The sequence below is a fragment of the Blastopirellula retiformator genome (assembly GCF_007859755.1).
GTDB classification, from domain to species: Bacteria; Planctomycetota; Planctomycetia; order Pirellulales; family Pirellulaceae; genus Blastopirellula; species Blastopirellula retiformator.
The window spans coordinates 855,013-872,177 of record NZ_SJPF01000003.1 but is presented as its reverse complement, the minus strand read 5'-3'; the positions used below and the strand labels follow the sequence as shown (position 1 = coordinate 872,177).

Here is a 17,165-nt window from a genome sequence, read left to right as displayed (position 1 = left end):
CGGACAATCGAAACCAGCTACAAGGGGAAAATCATCGCCAACACACGGCTTTTCGCCTAGCGATCGATCTCTCCCATCACAATATCCAACGACCCCACGATCGCCGGAACGTCGGCGATCAAACAACCGCGGATCAGTTCGGGCGCGACCGACAGATTGCTGAAGCAACTGCTGCGGGCACGCGCGCGACGCGGGATCGGCCCGGTTCCGTCACTGACGATGTAAAAACCCATCTGCCCGCGAGGGCACTCCGTCTCGAGATACGCCTCTCCTTTCGGGAGCTTGGTCGACAACTTGATTGGCGTTCCCCAATCCCCGGTCGACAGGCTGTACTTTTCGATCCCCTGGCGTATTAAGCTGATCGCCTGGATCACTTCCAGCATTCGGACATAGAACCGATGCCAACAATCCCCCAAAACCGCTTCGGCCGGAACCGGCGGGTATTCATGATCGCGGGGATAGCTGCCGTTCTTTTCGACAATCACCTCAAAGGCGTAGTCGGCGTAGAGCGACGTATACCGAGTCTCGCCATCGCGGCGCAAATCATAGTCGACGCCTGATCCGCGCAGAACCGGACCCGAACAACCATAGTCAATCGCCATTTCGGCCGACAGCAAGCCGATATTGGCGGCTCGCTTGACGAAGATGGCGTTGGTCGTCAGCAACGCGTGATAATCAAGAATCACCGGCTCAAATTGATCGAGAAACGCCGTCAGCTTCTGCAGCCAACCGGGCGGCAAGTCCGCCGTCGCGCCGCCGGGCGTCAAATAACTGTAGGTGAGCCGAGCGCCGCACGCATCCTCCAACAGATCGAGAATCTTCTCACGTTCGCGGAAGGCGTACAGGAACGGACTGAACGTGCCGAGATCGAGCCCGTAGGTTCCCATGCCGACCAGATGACTGGCGATTCGGTTTAGTTCGGCGATGATCACCCGCAGATGCCGGGCCTTCTCAGGCAGGTCATAGTCGAGCAACTTCTCGACCGTCAGCGCCCAGCCGAGATTCATGTTCATACCGGCCAGATAGTCCATCCGGTCGGTGTACGGGATCCATTGCCGCGGCGTCAGGTTCTCGCCGATTTTCTCCGCGCAGCGATGCAAGTAGCCGATGTGAGGCGTCGCCTCCGAAACGATCTCGCCATCGGTGCGCAGCACCAGCCGCAACACGCCGTGCGTGCTGGGATGTTGCGGGCCCATATTGACCAGCATTTCGTCCGTGCGGACGTCCAGTTCAACAATGCCGGATTGTGGCGCCGTGGCCATAACCGCTTCGCTCCACTTTCGTTTTCTTCGCCGCCAACAAGCGCCGCTTTCGCTTTAGCGCCCGCGAATACCGTGATACTCCAGCGGCATTTCGTAATCTTTTCGCAGCGGGTGACCAACCCAATCCTCGGGGCACAAAATCCGCTGCAGATTGGGATGCCCCGTAAACCACACGCCCGACAAATCGTACGCTTCCCGCTCGTGCCAATCGGCGGTGCTCCAGACGCCGGAGACGCTCGGCAATTCGGGCAATTGCCCTGCGACGTCGTCCTTCCACCGCGGCAGCATCACTTTGACGACTAGCGTCCGCTTGCTGGGAATACTGGAAAGGTGATAGACCACTTCCAAGTGCGGCGCCCACCCAGCTTTGCTTGCCTTCCCATCGAGATCGCAGTAGTCGACCACCGAAATCGAGTTGCAGTAGTTAAACCGCAAGTCATCCCTATCGCGCAGATAGCGACAAAGCTCGGTCAGTCCGTCGGGCGTCACCTCGACCCAGGGATCGATCGCATCGGACTCAACGCGCGTGACGCAGTCGCCAAATCGCTGCTGCAGCCGCTCTAGCACTTGTTTTTGACTCATGATGTTTGCTCGTCTAGTTTTCGCCTCAAGGCCGTTCGCCGGGCGCTAGCGCGAATGGGTCATCGCCTGTGACCGCGACGCCGAGGTGCGAACCGCCTCGTCCGGCCCTGCCCGCGCCTCGGGCGTCATCGCCCGCACCCAGTCGAGATCGCCCCGTTTCCAGACATAGGCGAACCCAACCATCAGGATGGCGAAGAAAATACCGATGTCGGCCAGACAGGTCCAAAGCAGCGAATCGGCGCCCCGGTGCACCATTCCTGGCGAAACCGCTCCGGTGGCGACTTCATTATTCAGCGACTCGGGCAGGCCAAACTCGCGATGCAATCCAATCACCGCCGGCGAGAGGGTCGCCGGCCCCTCAGCGCTTTCAATCACGACCGGCTGCCCGGGATCGGACAACTGCGCCGACTTTCCAAACACGACCGCCCACGGAAAGAAGAACGCCACTTCGACGTCAAAAATGATGAACAGCAGCGCCACGACGTAGAACCGCAGATCGAACTGCACGAAGCTGGACCCGATGGTCGGCTCGCCGCATTCGTAGATCTCGCCTTTCTCTTCACTGGGATTGTTGGGACGGAGGAACATGCCCAACACGATGTTGAAGAGCACAAACCCCATACCGACGCCGCCGAACAACAGCAGATAGCCGACAATCGTCGTAGAGAGCGTCATTACCAATCCCGCGAGGCGAAAACCTATTTGCTTCGCCGGCAGCGCCCATCACTGCGACCCACTGGCCGGAGAGATCACCCTGAACGGCAGAAGCAACTCAACCCGGATTGTAGAACTACCGGGATTCAATGCAACTAGCCGAAGCTGGCGAGCGGCGATTTCGCTCGGCGAATTCAGGACTTCGCGAGCCTCAGAAGCCTCGAGCAGCCTTTAGTCTTGAAAGGCGCAATCCGACGTAATCGGCTGACGGCCAGCAAAGCCAGCATCCATGTCGTGCCAGTGCGAAACGGTCGGCTCACCCAACTTCCAGCAGAGAAAGACCGAGCGACCGTTAATCACCGCCGGAAAATCAACCAGCCCTTCGGGACCGCTCTTCGGCTCGACGCCCAGTTCGCGCAGCTCTTCGACGTAGTTCTGCAAACGATCCGAGTCGCTCTGCAGCTCATCCTTCACCAGACGCAGCTCTTCCGCGTAAACGCGCGGAGCGCTGTCGTAATTGGCGCGATGCTCCAGGTCGACGATCCGTTCACGGCGCGAAATCACATCGCGCGAGAGCTCAACGATATCGGCCACGATCGCCGAAACGAGCGGCAACATCGCATTCGCTTGTTCGACAGAAAAGACACGAACCGACGGCACGGAAGATGAAGTCATCAAATAACCTGATCGCTGTTCGAGAGAAGACTGACTAACCCAAGTCTAAGCCTCGCTTCGCTCCTTGAAAAGCGACCTGCAGCGGATTCTTGAGCGACAGTCCCAAGGTAACGATTTTATTGATTAGGACCGCTATGCACTGGCTCTACGATCACCTTCGACTCGGCGACCGCCGTGGGATTGAGCGAGCTGCGTCCCCAGGCAATTTCTACCGGCAAGCGGGAGAAATCAACAATGGCGCCGTCGCGGCTATAACTGCTTAGGTCGAGGGTCCCACCCATGAAAATACAGTCGACCGGACAAGGCTCGACGCAAAGTGCGCAAAACATGCACTTTGTGTAGTCGATCGTAAACCCGGTCACGGCGAAGCCTTTCGCCCCTTCAACACGCTCTTTCCCGATGTAGATGCAGTCGACCGGGCAAGCTTTCGCACATTGATCGCAGGCAATGCACGTGGTGAGGTCGAATCGATGGAAGCCACGATACCGCGGCGAGACCGCCACCGGCAGCTCCGGGTATTCGAAGTGCTCGGTAAACGCCTTACGATCTTTGTTGTAAGTGCTGAACCAGTAACGAATTGTAATGGCCAAGCCCTGGGCGACCGTGACCACCGCCGCATAGACGTTGCGCAGCCAAGTCAACATGGCGCAGGCACCTCCTAATCCAACGATTTTGCAGAGCGCGCCCTCAAGATATCGCCATTGCGGTCGACTGTCACGCCAGGAGCGACCTCAACATAACGACCGATAGGCGCCGTTTAATTCGCAGGCAAAGCAGATTTCATAATCTAGCAAATCCACGCAAGTTCAAATATGCCAATCACTTAGCAGTCTTCCACCTAGACAACTGGGGCAATTTAAAGAAACGCGGGAACCTGTGCCAAATGTGCATTTCCCCGGAAAAAGATTCCAGGATTTCCTCAGATTGGGCGAACGTCTTCGCTTGACGACACACTTTTAGCACGTAGAGTGAAGGGGAAGCGTGTATGCGCACAGGCCGTGCGACGCCTGAGAAGATCGCCTTGGCGCCCGTTGAATTACGGCCCTCACGGTTTGAAATCGGCTGATCGGAATTCGCTAGATTTGAATTCCCTTTGTTTCCTTTTTCATCAACCGGGGCTGACCTCAGCAGGTCTCCCAACGATTCAGGTAATTTAACGCAGTCGGGTTTGCCCATCAAGCGTCCGACAAAACCCAGTCGCCAAAAAATCGTTCCCTCCCCCGGCGTAACAACTGGCGACAGTGGAGAAGTAGGAAATGTTGGTTCTCTCAAGGAAAAAGAACGAGAGTATTGTCATTAACAATGACATTACGATCGTGGTCGTGGAAATTCGCGGCGACAAGGTACGCTTGGGCGTGGAAGCTCCCAAAGAAGTCCCGGTGCATCGCCGCGAAGTTTATGACGCGATTCTTCGTAACGAGTCTCAGGAAAAAGCGGGCGCTGATTCGCCCAGCACTGAAGGCTAGTTGAAGGATCGAAGCGTCTTAATTTCCGCTGCGATACTGCACTAGGTGCCGTACTTTTTCCTGTTTCTTGGTGAACCAAACGCTTTTTCCCGTATCTACCCCAGATAACGCGCTCCCCCGCCTTCACACAATCGGGATCAGACGCTATTTTAGAGCTTTTCACCTAGGGGCCCCATCGTCTAGTGGCCTAGGACTCCGGCCTTTCACGCCGGCAACACGGGTTCGAACCCCGTTGGGGTCACTCAAAAAAATAGCCCCTCTCCATGAGAGGGGCTATTTTTTTGCGCGTTGCGGCTACAACTCTTAGTCAACGAAATCAGCTTCCCTCGTAGCCCCCCCGTAAGATCATGAAATACGACGCCCTGCTCGTTCAGTCGTTCGGCGGCCCGGAAGGCCCCGACGACGTCATTCCTTTTCTGGAAAACGTCCTCCGCGGTCGCAACGTTCCCCGCGAGCGAATGCTCGAAGTCGCCGAACACTACCAGCATTTCGGCGGCGTCAGTCCGATCAACCAGCAGAACCGCGACCTGATCGCGGCATTGGAAGTCGAACTGAAAGAGCATGGCGTCGACCTGCCGATCTACTGGGGCAACCGCAACTGGACGCCCTACCTGGTCGACACGCTGCAGCAAATGAAAGCGGATGGCGTCGGCCACGCGCTGGTGTTCGTCACGTCGGTCTTCAGTTCTTACTCCGGCTGTCGGCAATATCGCGAAGACACCGCTAAGGCCCAGGCCGAAATTGGCGAAGACGCCCCGCGGTGCGACAAGATCCGCACCTACTTCAATCACCCCGGCTTCATCGAAACGATGACCGAGTGCGTCAACGAGTCGCTCGCCCAGATCCCGGCCGAGCGGCGCGACGCCGCCGAACTGGTCTTCACCGCGCACAGCATTCCGCTCGGCATGTCGGAGAACTGCAACTACGTCAAACAGCTGGAAGAAAGCTGCCGCCTGGTGAGCGAAGCGACCGGCCACGCCAAGTGGCGGCTGGTCTACCAAAGCCGCAGCGGCCCGCCGACGCAACCTTGGCTGGAACCGGACGTTTGCGATGTGATCCGCGACTTGGCGAAGGCGGGCGCCAGCGACGTCATCGTCTCGCCGATCGGTTTTATCTCGGATCACATGGAAGTGCTGTTCGATCTCGATACCGAAGCGAAAGACACGGCCGCCGAGGTCGGGCTCAACTTCATTCGCAGCGGCACCGCCGGCGTTCGCCCCCGCTTTGTCCAGATGATCCGGGAGTTGATCGAGGAACGCTTGAACGCTGACCAGCCCAAGCTGGCAGTCGGTACAATGGGACCATCGCACGACTTTTGCCCGGCTGATTGCTGCCTGTACACGCCGCAGCGGCCACGTCCCGCCTAACCTCAACCCTGGCAACGCGAACATGGAACGCCGACAGATCGCCGACACTTCGCTGCAGGTCTCCCCCGCGGCGCTTGGCTGCTGGCCGCTGACTGGCATGACCAGCCCAGGCGTCACCGAAGCGGACAGTCGGGCGACAGTCGCCGCGGCGCTCGACCTGGGCATCAACTTCTTCGATACCGCCTTCGCCTATGGCGCCGAAGGCGAAAGCGAACGGTATATCGCCGAGGTGATCGCCGAGCGCCGTGATGAATATGTGATCGCGACCAAGGCTGGCCTGCACTGGGAAAACGGCAAGCAACATCGCGACGCTCGGCCCGAGACGATTCGCCGCGAAGCGGCCGAGAGCCTTCGCCGCCTGAACACCGACCGTGTCGAAATTCTCTACCTGCATGCCCTAGATCGCAGCACGCCGATCGCCGAAACCGCGGCTGCCTTTCGCGAACTGCAAGAGCAAGGTCTGACCGTAGCGGTAGGCGTCTCCAACCTCACGCTTGCCGAAACGATCGAGTTTCATCAGGTCTGCCCGATCCAGATCATTCAGCCGCCGTACAACATGCTGTTCCGCGGGGCCGAAGTCGACCTGATCCCCTGGTGTCGTGAACAGAATATCGCGGTCGCCTGCTACTGGCCGCTGATGAAAGGCCTGCTGGCCGGCAAGATGACGCTTGATCAAACGTTCGAGCCGCATGACAGCCGTCCCAAATACCCTTGTTTTCAAGGGGAAGAGTACGCCAAGAACCTGGAACTGGTCGAGAAACTGCGTGCCATGGCCGAGCGCATGGGACGGACCGTTTCGCAGTTGGTCATTCGCTGGACCCTGAACCAGCCAGGCGTGACCGCTGCGCTGTGCGGCGCCAAACGGGTCGACCAACTGCAAGACAACGCAGGCGCCCTCGACTGGGAAATCACGCTGGCCGAAGAGGCGGAAATCGCCGTCATGCTTCGCGAGCGCGGCGCCCCTTACGTCGTCGCCACCGAGTAAAACGAGACACCCATGAAACGCATCCTGGTGACCGGCTTCGAGCCATTCGGCGAACTGGCGACCAACTGCACCGAACTGGCGCTCCGCGAACTTACGCTGTCCGAGCTTGCCCCCGACTACGAAGTCGAGCAGCGGATCCTGCCGGTTGAATATGTCGCCGCGCATGCGCAATTGGCCGATCTCTATCGCGAGAAGTCGTACGCCGCGACGCTCCACTTCGGCCAGTCGAGCAAAGCTCGCAACGCCGAGTTCGAGATGTTCGCCATCAACTGGAAACAAGTCGGCGCCGCCGAGCCAGGACCGCTCGATTACGAAGGCCCCCAGGCATTTCGCACCCAGCTTGACCATCCCAGCTGGCAAGCGTCGCTGCAGGCGGCCGACATCTGCGGCGACATCAGCTTTCACGCCGGCACGTATCTCTGCAACGCCGTCTATTACTGGAGCCTGCAGCAGAGCGAGCAGATTGGCAACCCAGGACACGCCCTCTTCGTCCACGTGCCCCTCGCCGCCGAACAAGACGGCAGCGCCTCGGGCGATTGGCCGGTCGCCAAGATCCAGAAGATGATGGCGACGACTTTTTGTTGGCTGGCCGATCAAGCGTCCAAGTAGGGCACAGTTTGCCCTACGTCCGAAGCTTTAGACCTGGAACTGCTCCACCAGCGACTGCAATCGCTGCGAGATGCCGGCGAGTTGATTGCTTGAAGTCTTCGTGCGCCCCGCATCTTCCGAAACCCGTTGAGCGCCTCGGTCGACCGAGACGACGTTTCGCGAAATCTCCTCGCCCGCGGTGGCCGATTCGTCAACCGCCTTCGAGACCTGACGAGCGGCCGAGCTTGATTGAGCGACATTCTTGGCGATCTCTTGGGTCGCGGTCGACTGCTGCTCAATCGCCGCGGCGACATCTCGAGAGATCTGACTGAGATTGCCGACCACCTTACGAATCGCTTCAATCGATTCGACCGAATTGTTAGAGGCGTTCTGAATCCCATTAACGCGAGTACGAATCCCTTCGGTCGCGTTGGCCGTTTGGCGAGCCAGTTGCTTGACTTCTTCGGCGACGACGGCGAACCCCTTACCAGCCTCACCGGCTCGCGCCGCTTCGATCGTCGCGTTTAACGCCAACAGGTTGGTCTGCTCGGCAATATCCTGAATCAGCTCGACGACCTTGCCGATCTCGTTGGCCGCATCGCCCAACTCGCTCAACTCGCGGCGACTTCCTTCCGCCAATTGGTTCGCTTCGCCGGCGACGTGACTAGCCTGCTTGATGTTTTGGGCGATTTGATTGACGCTAATCGACATCTCCTCGACCGCGCTGGCGACCGAATCCAAATTGCCCGACATTTGGTTGGCTGAGGCGGCGATGGTCCGGACGTTGGCGGACATCTCTTCGGAGGCGCCGGCAGCCGAGGTCGACTGTGATTTCGTATCGTCAGAAATCGACGCCATGTTGTCGGCGGTCTCATTCATTTCGTTGGCCGAGCGAGCAATTTCGCCGGCGTTAGTCGCCAGTTCCGTCATCGCCGTTCGCAACTGTTTCATCACCGTATTGAGCGAGTTGGTCATCGCTCCGATTTCGTCCTGCGACTCAACTTGCAGTTGTTGACGCAAGTCTCCCTCGGCGACCAGATTCAACACGGTCATCACCTTGCGAATCGGCCCAATAATCGAACGGCTCAACGAGGTCGCAATTATCACCCCCAACACGACAGCGACGACGCTGACGCCGCCTACAATCGCCAGCGCCGTTTGGTTGGCGGTCTGCAATTGCGGACCCAACTTGTCTTGCTCGCCGGTGATTTCCCCTTTCAACTCGGTCGCCTTCGCCGCCACGGCTGGGCCAATCACATCCAGGCTATCCGCCATCAGTTGGCGTTCGCTCTTCAGCGCTTCCGCCATCGTGGCGTACGCGGCAGCATACAACTGCGCCGACTTCTCCGACTTGGCTAGCAATGCCCGGCGGTTCGGGTCTTGTATTTCCGTATCGAGCTTTTCCAATTGACTTGCCATTTTAGCGAGCAATTGAGTTGTGCTTTGGTGGTGCTCCGGCAGCGCCGAGTCGAGATACTTGTAGACTCCCAAACGAACGTCCATCAGGGTGTTCAAGACCTCGCCGGCTGCGGCGGCCGCTTCCGCGTCACCGTCGACTTGTGCCGAGTTCATGATTTCAATCATGTAGCTGGAAATCTGCGGGCCCTGTACATCCAGAACGTCGCGCTGCTCCGAATCGCGGAGACGGCGGTTGGCGATCACTTGCTCGAAAGAAGCGTCGTACTCGCTGATCAAAGCGGAGATTTCGTCAACAATCTCTCGTCGTTCGGGTCTCTCGATTCGCGATTTCGCGTCGGCCAGCTGTTGGGTGATTTCACCCAAACGATCGCCATATTTCTTGATATCCACGTCGCGACCATAGATATCGAAGTTCTTCACTGCAAATCGCGTCTGCATCATACAGCTTTGAAGGTCAGCGCAAAAATTAGAATCACGCGCCAGTTTTCGATACTGGGAAAAACCGGTCGTGGCGCCGCTAAGTGCATTCCAAGACACAGCCGAGCCGATGACCATCAGCAACAATACGGACGCAAATCCCAAGATCGTCTTCTTGGTCAAACTTAGTCGATTTAGCATCATCTCCCCAATCTCTCCATAACTAGCAGCTGTCAGATTGTTTATTTGTGCACGCCACGTTGCTCCGCAGGACGGAATTCAACGGCTTTCGCAATAATAGGTTGCCGCTGGATTACGACTGGCGACTCTCGCGAAATTAGCCACGATATGAGAATTGCACGCAAAACGAGACGGGATGGTGGAAGGCAGACCACCCTTTCCTGGGGACCAATAGGCAAAGATCGGCCACTAGAAAATCGGCGGCTTCCCGCATGGATCTTTAACCCCTCAGATGAAGGGCCCATTAGAATCGGCCCAATCGAACTTTGAGCGCGAAGAGCCTGTTGAAAAATGCCATCGTGGCATTTTTCAACAGGCTCTTCGGGGCTCGCAAAATAACGACTTACGTCGCTATTTTGGGATCGCAGGAATGCGAGAATAGTGCCAACGCTACGGCGCCTTCTGCTCTTGCTGCTGGTGCAGGCGCTTCTCAAACTCGCAGATCTTTTCAATCCGGCGAGCGTGACGGCCACCCTCGAACTCGGTCGTCAGCCAGATTTCGACCATGCGATCGATCAGGCGTTCGCCCAACATGTCGGCGGACAGGCACAAGACGTTGACGTTGTTGTGACGACGGCTCATCTCGGCCGTGAGATCGTCGTGGCATGTGGCGGCGCGGACGCCAGGCACCTTGTTGGCGACGATCGCCATACCGATACCGCTGCCGCAAATCAGAACGCCGCGGTCCACCTCGCCGGTGGCGACGCTTTGACTGACTGTCGCCGCGATATCGGGATAGTCGACGCTTCCGCAGTCAAAAGCGCCGACATCGTGCACTTCGTGCCCAAGTCGCTTCAGTAACTCAATAATGCTATGACGAACGGCGACGCCGCGATGGTCGCTGCCAATGGCGATGCGCATGGTTCTCTAACCCTCCCCTTTGCAAGACCTCAGGAGGTCGCCGGCAAATGATCAAGATCAATCGCTCTTACGCGAGCGATGATTTCCGCCTCGATCTGGTCGGCGCACTGTTGGTAGACGACTTCGGGATGACCAATCGGGTCGGCCACGTCAAACCCGTCCAAGCATAAATTGTGTGTGTAGTCCGCCGCATCGGGCCACTGTGCCATTATCGCGTCTCGGTGGCTGCCAGTCATCGTCAGAATTAAATCGGCGTGCTCAACCAAGCGATCGCTGAGCGGCTGACTGGCGTGCCCCGACAGGTCGAGCCCGCGATCTCCCATAACTTTGATGGCCTCTGGCGCCGCCCGTCCGCCGGGGAAGGCGGCCAAACCCGCCGAGGCGACGATAAAGCCGCGCCCATCCAGCTCTTCGATCTTGCAATCGAAACGCTCGGCGGCGTGCTTTTGCATCAACACTTCGGCCATGGGACTACGACAGGTATTGCCGGTGCAGACGAATACGACGCAGTAGCTGCTGAGACGCTTCAAAACTTTCTCCGAGACGACGCCAGAACGCAAAACCTCTACCTTGTTGCCGACCACGCGGACGACCGTCGACGGCTGAGCGTAGCGACACTTGCCGCAGTCTAACACCAAACCCAGGGCATCGCCCAGCGCGTCGGTCACCTCGCCCCCCCGAACGGCGTCGGGTTGGCCCGAGCGATTGGCGCTGGTCAGGGCCAGGGGCCCCGGCAACAGCCGCATCGCTTCTTGAATTAGGTCATGCGAAGGAATCCGCAGTCCGACAAAGCCGCTGGGGGAAACCGACGGAATGACGCTCGGCGGCAGGCTTTGCACCACGCTGCGCGAATCATCGCAGGGTAACACCAACGTGACCGGACCCGGCCAACAACGCATCGCCAATCGCTTCATCAGCGGCGTCGCCTGCGGGACGTAATCGGTCAATTCGTCCTTGCTGCGAATCGCCAACGCGAATGGTTGATTTTTCGGACGCCCTTTCGCTTCCATCAGGCGGTCGATCGCCCCACCGTTGAGCGCCGAGACGGCGACGCCGTACACGGTTTCGGTCGGAAAGGCGACGATTTGCCCTTCGGCGAGGGACTGAACCGCACGGTGAATGACGTCGCGACGGTCTTCGGCCGCCTTTACGTCGATAACCCGAACTGTCATGCTCGCCGCTTGCGCTCCGCTAGGGGCTTACTTGCCCGAAGTTATTGTCTAGCCAAAAGTTAACTATACGGAATTGCTGCCGCGCTCCACAAGTGGAAGCCCCAAATCGGCAATATTGTGGCCGAACCGTTGCCCTTATCCCCCTTTTCGCGAAATAATAGGCGGATGTTTCGCAAATTGCTCCTATTCTGTTCGCTTCTCTGGCTGCTCGGCGGTTGCGTCCCCCGTTTGGATTCACCCGGCGGTTTGGAGACCGTTTGGGGCGAGCGAGGCATCTCCAACGGCAAGTTTGAAAAGCCGCGGGCCGTCGCCATCGACGCCGACGACCGCTTGTACATCGTCGATATGACGGCCCGGATCCAGGTTTTTGACCGGGACGGGACTTTCTTGCGTGCCTGGCAAATTCCGGAATATTATCGCGGTCGACCCTCAGGCTTGTCGTTCAATAAGGCGGGCGACCTGCTGATCGCCGACACGCACTACAACCGGATGCTGGTTTACACCGCTGACGGCCGCAAACTAGACGAGCAGACGATCGGCGGCGTCGAAGGACATGGCCCTGGTGAGTTCGGATTTGTGACCGACGCCGTGCAGGACTCGCAAGGAAATTACTACATCGGCGAATATGGCCAATTCGACCGCATTCAAAAATTTAGCCCAGATGGCGAATATTTGTTTGAATGGGGAGGACACGGTAGCGAGCCGGGACAGTTCGTTCGCCCGCAGAATATCGCCATCGACGCCGAGGACCGCATCTGGGTCGCCGACGCTTGCAACCACCGGATTCAGGTCTTTGACGCGACCGGCGATCAGGCGGTGCTGGTCAAAATGTGGGGAATCCAAGGCGAAGAGCCTGGACAGTTGAGCTATCCGTACGACTTGGTCCTCGACGGCGAGGGTCACGTCTACGTGATCGAGTTCGGCAACCATCGTTTACAGAAGTTCACTCTTGATGGCGAGAGCCTGGGCGTGTGGGGAGGCAACGGCCGCGAACCGGGTCAACTGTTTTGCCCTTGGGCGCTGGCCCTCGACAGTCAGGGGCGCGTGCATGTAGTCGACTCCAACAATCATCGGGTACAGCGGGTCGCGTTGTAATCGACAGAATTTCCCAAAGTACGTAACGGCTATCGCTTTACGATTTTCCAAGCGGTACCATAGAGGGAACAAGCGACCACCTTTTCCGGAATCTCCTACGGCGCTGCTGCAACGTTTTTTCGTCTGAAGCAGTTTCGTACCCTTCGTCACCTTTTCCCTGCCAAGCGGGCGCACCATGTTCGGGATCGACATCGCGTTCAACAAACCGGCTTGGCTGTGGCTATTGGCGACGCTGCCGCTGCTTTGGTATTTCAGCTTCCGCAGTCTGGCGGGGCTGGGCCCCGTCCGCCGCTTGATGGCGCTCGGCCTGCGGTCGGCGGTCTTGGTGATGCTGATCTGCGCCCTGGCCGAAGCGCAGTTTCTGCGCGTCAATCATCGCCTGACGGTGATCTACGTGCTGGACCAGTCGCTCAGCATTCCCGAAGAGCAGCGGGCCGCGATGGCGCAATACGTCGCCAAGGAAGTCAAAAAACACCGCCAACCGGCGCGCGGCGATCGGGCGGGCGTGATCGTCTTTGGCCGCGAAGGGGCGATCGAAGTTCCGCCCTACGAAGATGACGTGCCAATTGGACGTCGCCGCCTGATCGGATTGGACCATATCAAGCTCGACGCAACCAACCTGGAGGCGGCCTTAAAGCTGGCGCAAGCTTCGTTCTCGGAAGATGAAGCGAAACGGATCGTCGTCGTCACCGATGGCAATCAGACGCTCGGCGATGCGCAGCCGATCGCTCGTTCGCTGGCCGCAGCCGGAATCGGACTCGACGTGGCGCCGATCGAGTTGTCAAGCCGATCGGAAGTCGCCGTCGAAAAGGTGACGATCCCCGACGACATTCGGAAAGGAGAGCCGATTCGGACTTCGGTTGTGATCAACAACATGACCGAGCCGACGCCTGACAACGACGGCGTCGTCCGGGGCAAGCTGGTCGTCTCTCGCAAGGCGGGCAAGATCAAAGAGGAACTTGCCGAACAGGAGGTCGTCTTACCGCCGGGCAAGAAGGTGCTTACTTTCGAGCAGGTGATCGATCGCCCCGACTTCTACACCTTCGAGGCGGAGTTCTTCCCCGAAGACCGTACTGACGACTCGATGACGCAGAACAACGCCGCGACCGCGTTCACGCATGTCCGCGGCAAGGGCAATATTCTGTTGATCGAGGATTGGACCACTCCTGGCGAATACGACACGCTGGTCGAACGGTTGCGGCTGAACAACCTGGAGGTCGACGTGATGCCGACCAACGAGTTGTTCACCACGCTGGCCGAACTGCAGCGCTACGACTGCGTCATCTTGGCGGGCACGCCTCGCTCGAGCGGAGCCGAAGCCGGCGATCTGGCCAGCTTTAGCGATCAGCAGATTGACGTGCTGGTCCGCAACACACAGCAGATGGGCTGTGGGCTGGTAATGCTCGGCGGGCCACAGGCGTTTGGCGCCGGCGGCTGGGCCAATACCGAACTCGAAAAAGCGATGCCGGTCGACTTTACGATCAAAGACGCGAAGGTCGTTCCGGTTGGCGCGCTGGCGATGTTGATGCACGCCTCGGAACTGCCGCAAGGCAACTACTGGCAAAAGGTAATCGGTCGCGAAGCGCTGCAGGCGCTCGGAAACTCTGACTATTGCGGCTTGATTCATTACGGCAACACCGACCAATGGCTCTGGTCCAGCAACGGCAACGGGCTGATTCGCGTGGGCCCCAATCGCGCCGGTATGCTCGCCAAGATGTCGCGAATGACGCCGGGCGACATGCCGCAGTTCGAACCGTCGATGAAGATGGCGCTGCGGGCCTTCAACCAGTTGCCCCCCAATGAAGTCGCCATCAAACACATGATTATCATCAGTGACGGCGACCCCTCACCTGCCAATCCGTTGACGCTCGGCGCGATTTCCAAAGCCGGGATCAAGGTCACGACCGTCGCCATCGGCACCCATGGACCGGCGAACAGCCAGGAGCTGAAGAAAATCGCCAAGGCGACCGGCGGCAAGTACTACGAAGTGACCAACCCCAAGGCGCTGCCGCGCATCTATCAGCGCGAAGCCCGCCGCATTGCGCAACCCTTGGTCAAAGATCATCCCGGCATGGTTCCGCTCGGTCGCTACCCGCATGAGATCACGACTGGCGCCGACGGCTTCCCTTCGTTCGACGGCTACGTGATGACGTCGGTCAAAAACAACCCGCTGGTCGACGTCGCGCTGATCGCCCCCGATCCAGCGCAGCATCCAGAGAACGCCACGCTGCTGGCCAGTTGGACGTATGGCTTAGGACGCAGCGTCGTCTTTACCAGCGATTCCGGACACCGCTGGACGAACCAGTGGACCGGCTGGGACGGGTACGACAAGTTCTATACGCAGATGATTCGCTGGGCGATGCGTCCCAGCGGCAACGAGGGGAAATTCACGATCGCCAGCGAAGCGAAGGACGGCAAGGTTCGCGTCGTCGTCACTGCGATCGGCGAGGATGACGAATACCTGAACTTTCTGAACATCTCCGGAAACGCCGTCGATCCGCGGATGGAGACGCGCGACTTTCGTCTGGAACAGGTGGCGCCGGGCCGCTACATCGGCGAGTTCGATTCCGATGAGTCGGGCAGCTATTTCCTGTCGCTCGTACCGGGCCCCGGCCAGGCCCCACTTCGCTCTGGGGTGAATGTCCCCTACTCGGCTGAATTTCGCCAGCAATTTACCAATCGCAATCTGCTGGAGTCGCTGGCCGATCTAGAACCAGCCGGGGGCGAAAAAGGGGCGATGATTGAAGGCAAAATGGCCCTGGGCCGCGTCGACGACCTGCTCGAGGTCGATACCTTCCGACATAATCTGGCCAAAGCGATCAGCAGTCAGCCGATTTGGCCCCTGTTGGTGGTAATCTGTGCGATCGCTTTTTTTCACGACGTTTTCATCCGCCGGGTTACGATAGGATTACAGTGGCTGAGCCCGGCGATTAAGTATGTCGGCCGCCTGTTTGGCTTCGGCAAAGAAGTCAAACAAGACGATCGGCTCGAACGGCTGCGGATGAGCAAGGAGAAGGTCGCCTCCGACATTGATCAGCGGCGGGCCAGCACTCGATTTGAATCGGACGACGCCGCTGCGGAATCAGGCGACGCCGTGGCCGACGAACTGTCGACCAGCGGCCCCAAGCTCGAACGCCGCGTTCAACCCAAACAGCAAGCGACCGAGAGCGAAGAAGACAACTACACGTCACGGTTGCTGAAAGCGAAGCAAAAGGCCCGCAAGCAGCAGGGACGCGGCGATCAGCCGCCGCAAGAATAACGCGGACGATACGAACTCCCATCCAGATAGACTCGTCATCCAATCACCCGTGAGGAATGCGACATGAGCGTCGGCGAGACGATGCAACAACAGGCGGAAGAATTCCGCAATCGGTACAACGCAGTGCGAGAGCAAATCGGTCGCGTCATCGTCGGGCACGACGAGATCATTCATGGCGTGCTGACCTGCATGTTCGTCGGCGGTCACTGCCTGCTGGAAGGTGTGCCAGGTCTCGGCAAAACCCTCTTGGTGCGGACGCTCGCCCAGACGCTCGATCTGCCGTTCAATCGCATCCAGTACACGCCTGACTTGATGCCGGCAGATATTTTGGGGACCAACATGGTGATGGAAACCCCCGAAGGTCGCCGCGTGTTCGAGTTCCAAAAAGGTCCGATCTTCACGCAGATCTGCCTGGCGGACGAAATCAACCGCGCCACGCCCAAGACGCAATCGGCGATGCTCGAAACGATGCAGGAATTCTGCGTCACCGTCGGCGGCACGCGGTACGAACTGAAGAAGCCGTTCTTCGTGCTCGCGACGCAAAACCCGATCGAACAAGAGGGAACCTACCCGCTGCCCGAAGCGCAGCTCGACCGTTTCTTCTTCAAGCTGGTCGTCGGTTACTCCACGGCGGAAGATCTGGCGACGATCATCGATCGGACCACCAAGGGAACGTTCGCCGAGCCGGAAAAGGTGATGGACGGCGAAGAGATCATGAAGTGGCAGAAGCTGATCCGCGAAGTGATCCTAGCCAAGCATGTGCAGGACTACATCGTGCGGCTGACGCTGGCCACCCATCCCGATGGGCCGATGGCCTTGCCGGTCACCAACCAATACCTACGCTGGGGTTCGAGCCCGCGTGGCGCCCAAACGTTGGCGCTGGCTGCGAAGGTGCGTGCCTTGCTCGATGGCCGCTACAACGTCAGCTTCGAGGACGTTCGCCGCGTCTACCTGCCGACGATGCGCCATCGCGTGATTCTGAACTTCGAAGCCCAAGCCGAAGGACTCGATACCGATCACGTCCTGCTCGAGATCCTCGAAAAACTTCCGGAGAAGAGCGACGACGAGCCGGTTACCGCCCGGGTCGTCAGCAGCTAGTCGCGGCGTTACCTCGCTTCGCCAT

The 17,165-nt window shown here is 58.8% G+C and carries 15 protein-coding genes and 1 tRNA gene; 8 read left to right on the top strand and 8 right to left on the bottom strand.

Translation table 11 applies throughout. From position 1 onward, the window contains the following. Nucleotides 1-56: 56 nt before the first annotated feature. The 5 genes from Enr8_RS15375 to Enr8_RS15355 form a co-directional block, all read right to left on the bottom strand. Nucleotides 57-1,262, bottom strand: a complete 1,206-nt coding sequence (locus Enr8_RS15375; protein ID WP_146433051.1) for an NADH-quinone oxidoreductase subunit D — start codon at nucleotides 1,260-1,262, stop codon at nucleotides 57-59. A 54-nt stretch (nucleotides 1,263-1,316) separates the two neighbouring features. Beyond that, the gene (locus Enr8_RS15370; protein ID WP_146433049.1) at nucleotides 1,317-1,844 is read right to left on the bottom strand and encodes an NADH-quinone oxidoreductase subunit C; all 528 of its coding nucleotides are present in this window, start codon (nucleotides 1,842-1,844) and stop codon (nucleotides 1,317-1,319) included. Nucleotides 1,845-1,889: 45 nt separating this feature from the next. Continuing rightward, entirely contained in the window at nucleotides 1,890-2,519 is a 630-nt protein-coding gene (locus Enr8_RS26630; RefSeq protein ID WP_146433047.1) for an NADH-quinone oxidoreductase subunit A, read from the bottom strand. A gap of 210 nt (nucleotides 2,520-2,729) precedes the next feature. Continuing rightward, complete coding sequence (locus Enr8_RS15360; protein ID WP_146433045.1) at nucleotides 2,730-3,173, bottom strand: DUF2203 domain-containing protein; 444 nt, start codon at nucleotides 3,171-3,173, stop codon at nucleotides 2,730-2,732. 116 nt (nucleotides 3,174-3,289) lie between these two features. Further along, nucleotides 3,290-3,817, bottom strand: a complete 528-nt coding sequence (locus Enr8_RS15355; protein WP_146433043.1) for a NuoI/complex I 23 kDa subunit family protein — start codon at nucleotides 3,815-3,817, stop codon at nucleotides 3,290-3,292. Between the two features lie 612 nt (nucleotides 3,818-4,429). On the opposite strand from Enr8_RS15355, the gene csrA reads away from it, so the two are divergent. The 5 genes from csrA (at nucleotide 4,430) to Enr8_RS15330 (ending at nucleotide 7,600) form a co-directional block, all read left to right on the top strand. Continuing rightward, nucleotides 4,430-4,639, top strand: a complete 210-nt coding sequence (csrA, locus tag Enr8_RS15350) for a carbon storage regulator CsrA (protein ID WP_146433040.1) — start codon at nucleotides 4,430-4,432, stop codon at nucleotides 4,637-4,639. Nucleotides 4,640-4,807: 168 nt separating this feature from the next. After that, nucleotides 4,808-4,880, top strand: a tRNA-Glu gene (locus Enr8_RS15345). 106 nt (nucleotides 4,881-4,986) lie between these two features. Beyond that, nucleotides 4,987-6,006, top strand: coding sequence for a ferrochelatase (locus Enr8_RS15340; protein WP_146433038.1), 1,020 nt, complete (start codon nucleotides 4,987-4,989; stop codon nucleotides 6,004-6,006). Between the two features lie 22 nt (nucleotides 6,007-6,028). Next, complete coding sequence (locus tag Enr8_RS15335; RefSeq protein ID WP_146433036.1) at nucleotides 6,029-6,991, top strand: aldo/keto reductase; 963 nt, start codon at nucleotides 6,029-6,031, stop codon at nucleotides 6,989-6,991. A gap of 12 nt (nucleotides 6,992-7,003) precedes the next feature. Next, entirely contained in the window at nucleotides 7,004-7,600 is a 597-nt protein-coding gene (locus tag Enr8_RS15330) for a pyroglutamyl-peptidase I family protein (RefSeq protein ID WP_146433034.1), read from the top strand. A 27-nt stretch (nucleotides 7,601-7,627) separates the two neighbouring features. Here the strand turns inward: Enr8_RS15330 and Enr8_RS15325 are convergent, their stop codons facing one another. The 3 genes from Enr8_RS15325 to Enr8_RS15315 form a co-directional block, all read right to left on the bottom strand. After that, complete coding sequence (locus Enr8_RS15325) at nucleotides 7,628-9,436, bottom strand: methyl-accepting chemotaxis protein (protein ID WP_186767674.1); 1,809 nt, start codon at nucleotides 9,434-9,436, stop codon at nucleotides 7,628-7,630. Nucleotides 9,437-10,045: 609 nt separating this feature from the next. Next, a complete protein-coding gene (rpiB, locus tag Enr8_RS15320; RefSeq protein WP_146433031.1) occupies nucleotides 10,046-10,516 on the bottom strand; it encodes a ribose 5-phosphate isomerase B in 471 nt (156 codons plus the stop codon). Nucleotides 10,517-10,545: 29 nt separating this feature from the next. Then, nucleotides 10,546-11,688, bottom strand: coding sequence for an L-threonylcarbamoyladenylate synthase (locus Enr8_RS15315; protein ID WP_146433029.1), 1,143 nt, complete (start codon nucleotides 11,686-11,688; stop codon nucleotides 10,546-10,548). A gap of 165 nt (nucleotides 11,689-11,853) precedes the next feature. On the opposite strand from Enr8_RS15315, the gene Enr8_RS15310 reads away from it, so the two are divergent. From Enr8_RS15310 to Enr8_RS15300, 3 genes are all read left to right on the top strand, one after another. Further along, entirely contained in the window at nucleotides 11,854-12,783 is a 930-nt protein-coding gene (locus Enr8_RS15310) for an NHL repeat-containing protein (RefSeq protein WP_146433027.1), read from the top strand. Nucleotides 12,784-12,958: 175 nt separating this feature from the next. Further along, nucleotides 12,959-16,042: a VWA domain-containing protein gene (locus Enr8_RS15305; protein WP_146433025.1), complete on the top strand. Its 3,084-nt coding sequence runs from the start codon at nucleotides 12,959-12,961 to the stop codon at nucleotides 16,040-16,042. Nucleotides 16,043-16,105: 63 nt separating this feature from the next. Next, a complete protein-coding gene (locus Enr8_RS15300) occupies nucleotides 16,106-17,140 on the top strand; it encodes an AAA family ATPase (protein ID WP_146433023.1) in 1,035 nt (344 codons plus the stop codon). The last annotated feature ends 25 nt before the right edge of the window (nucleotides 17,141-17,165 follow it).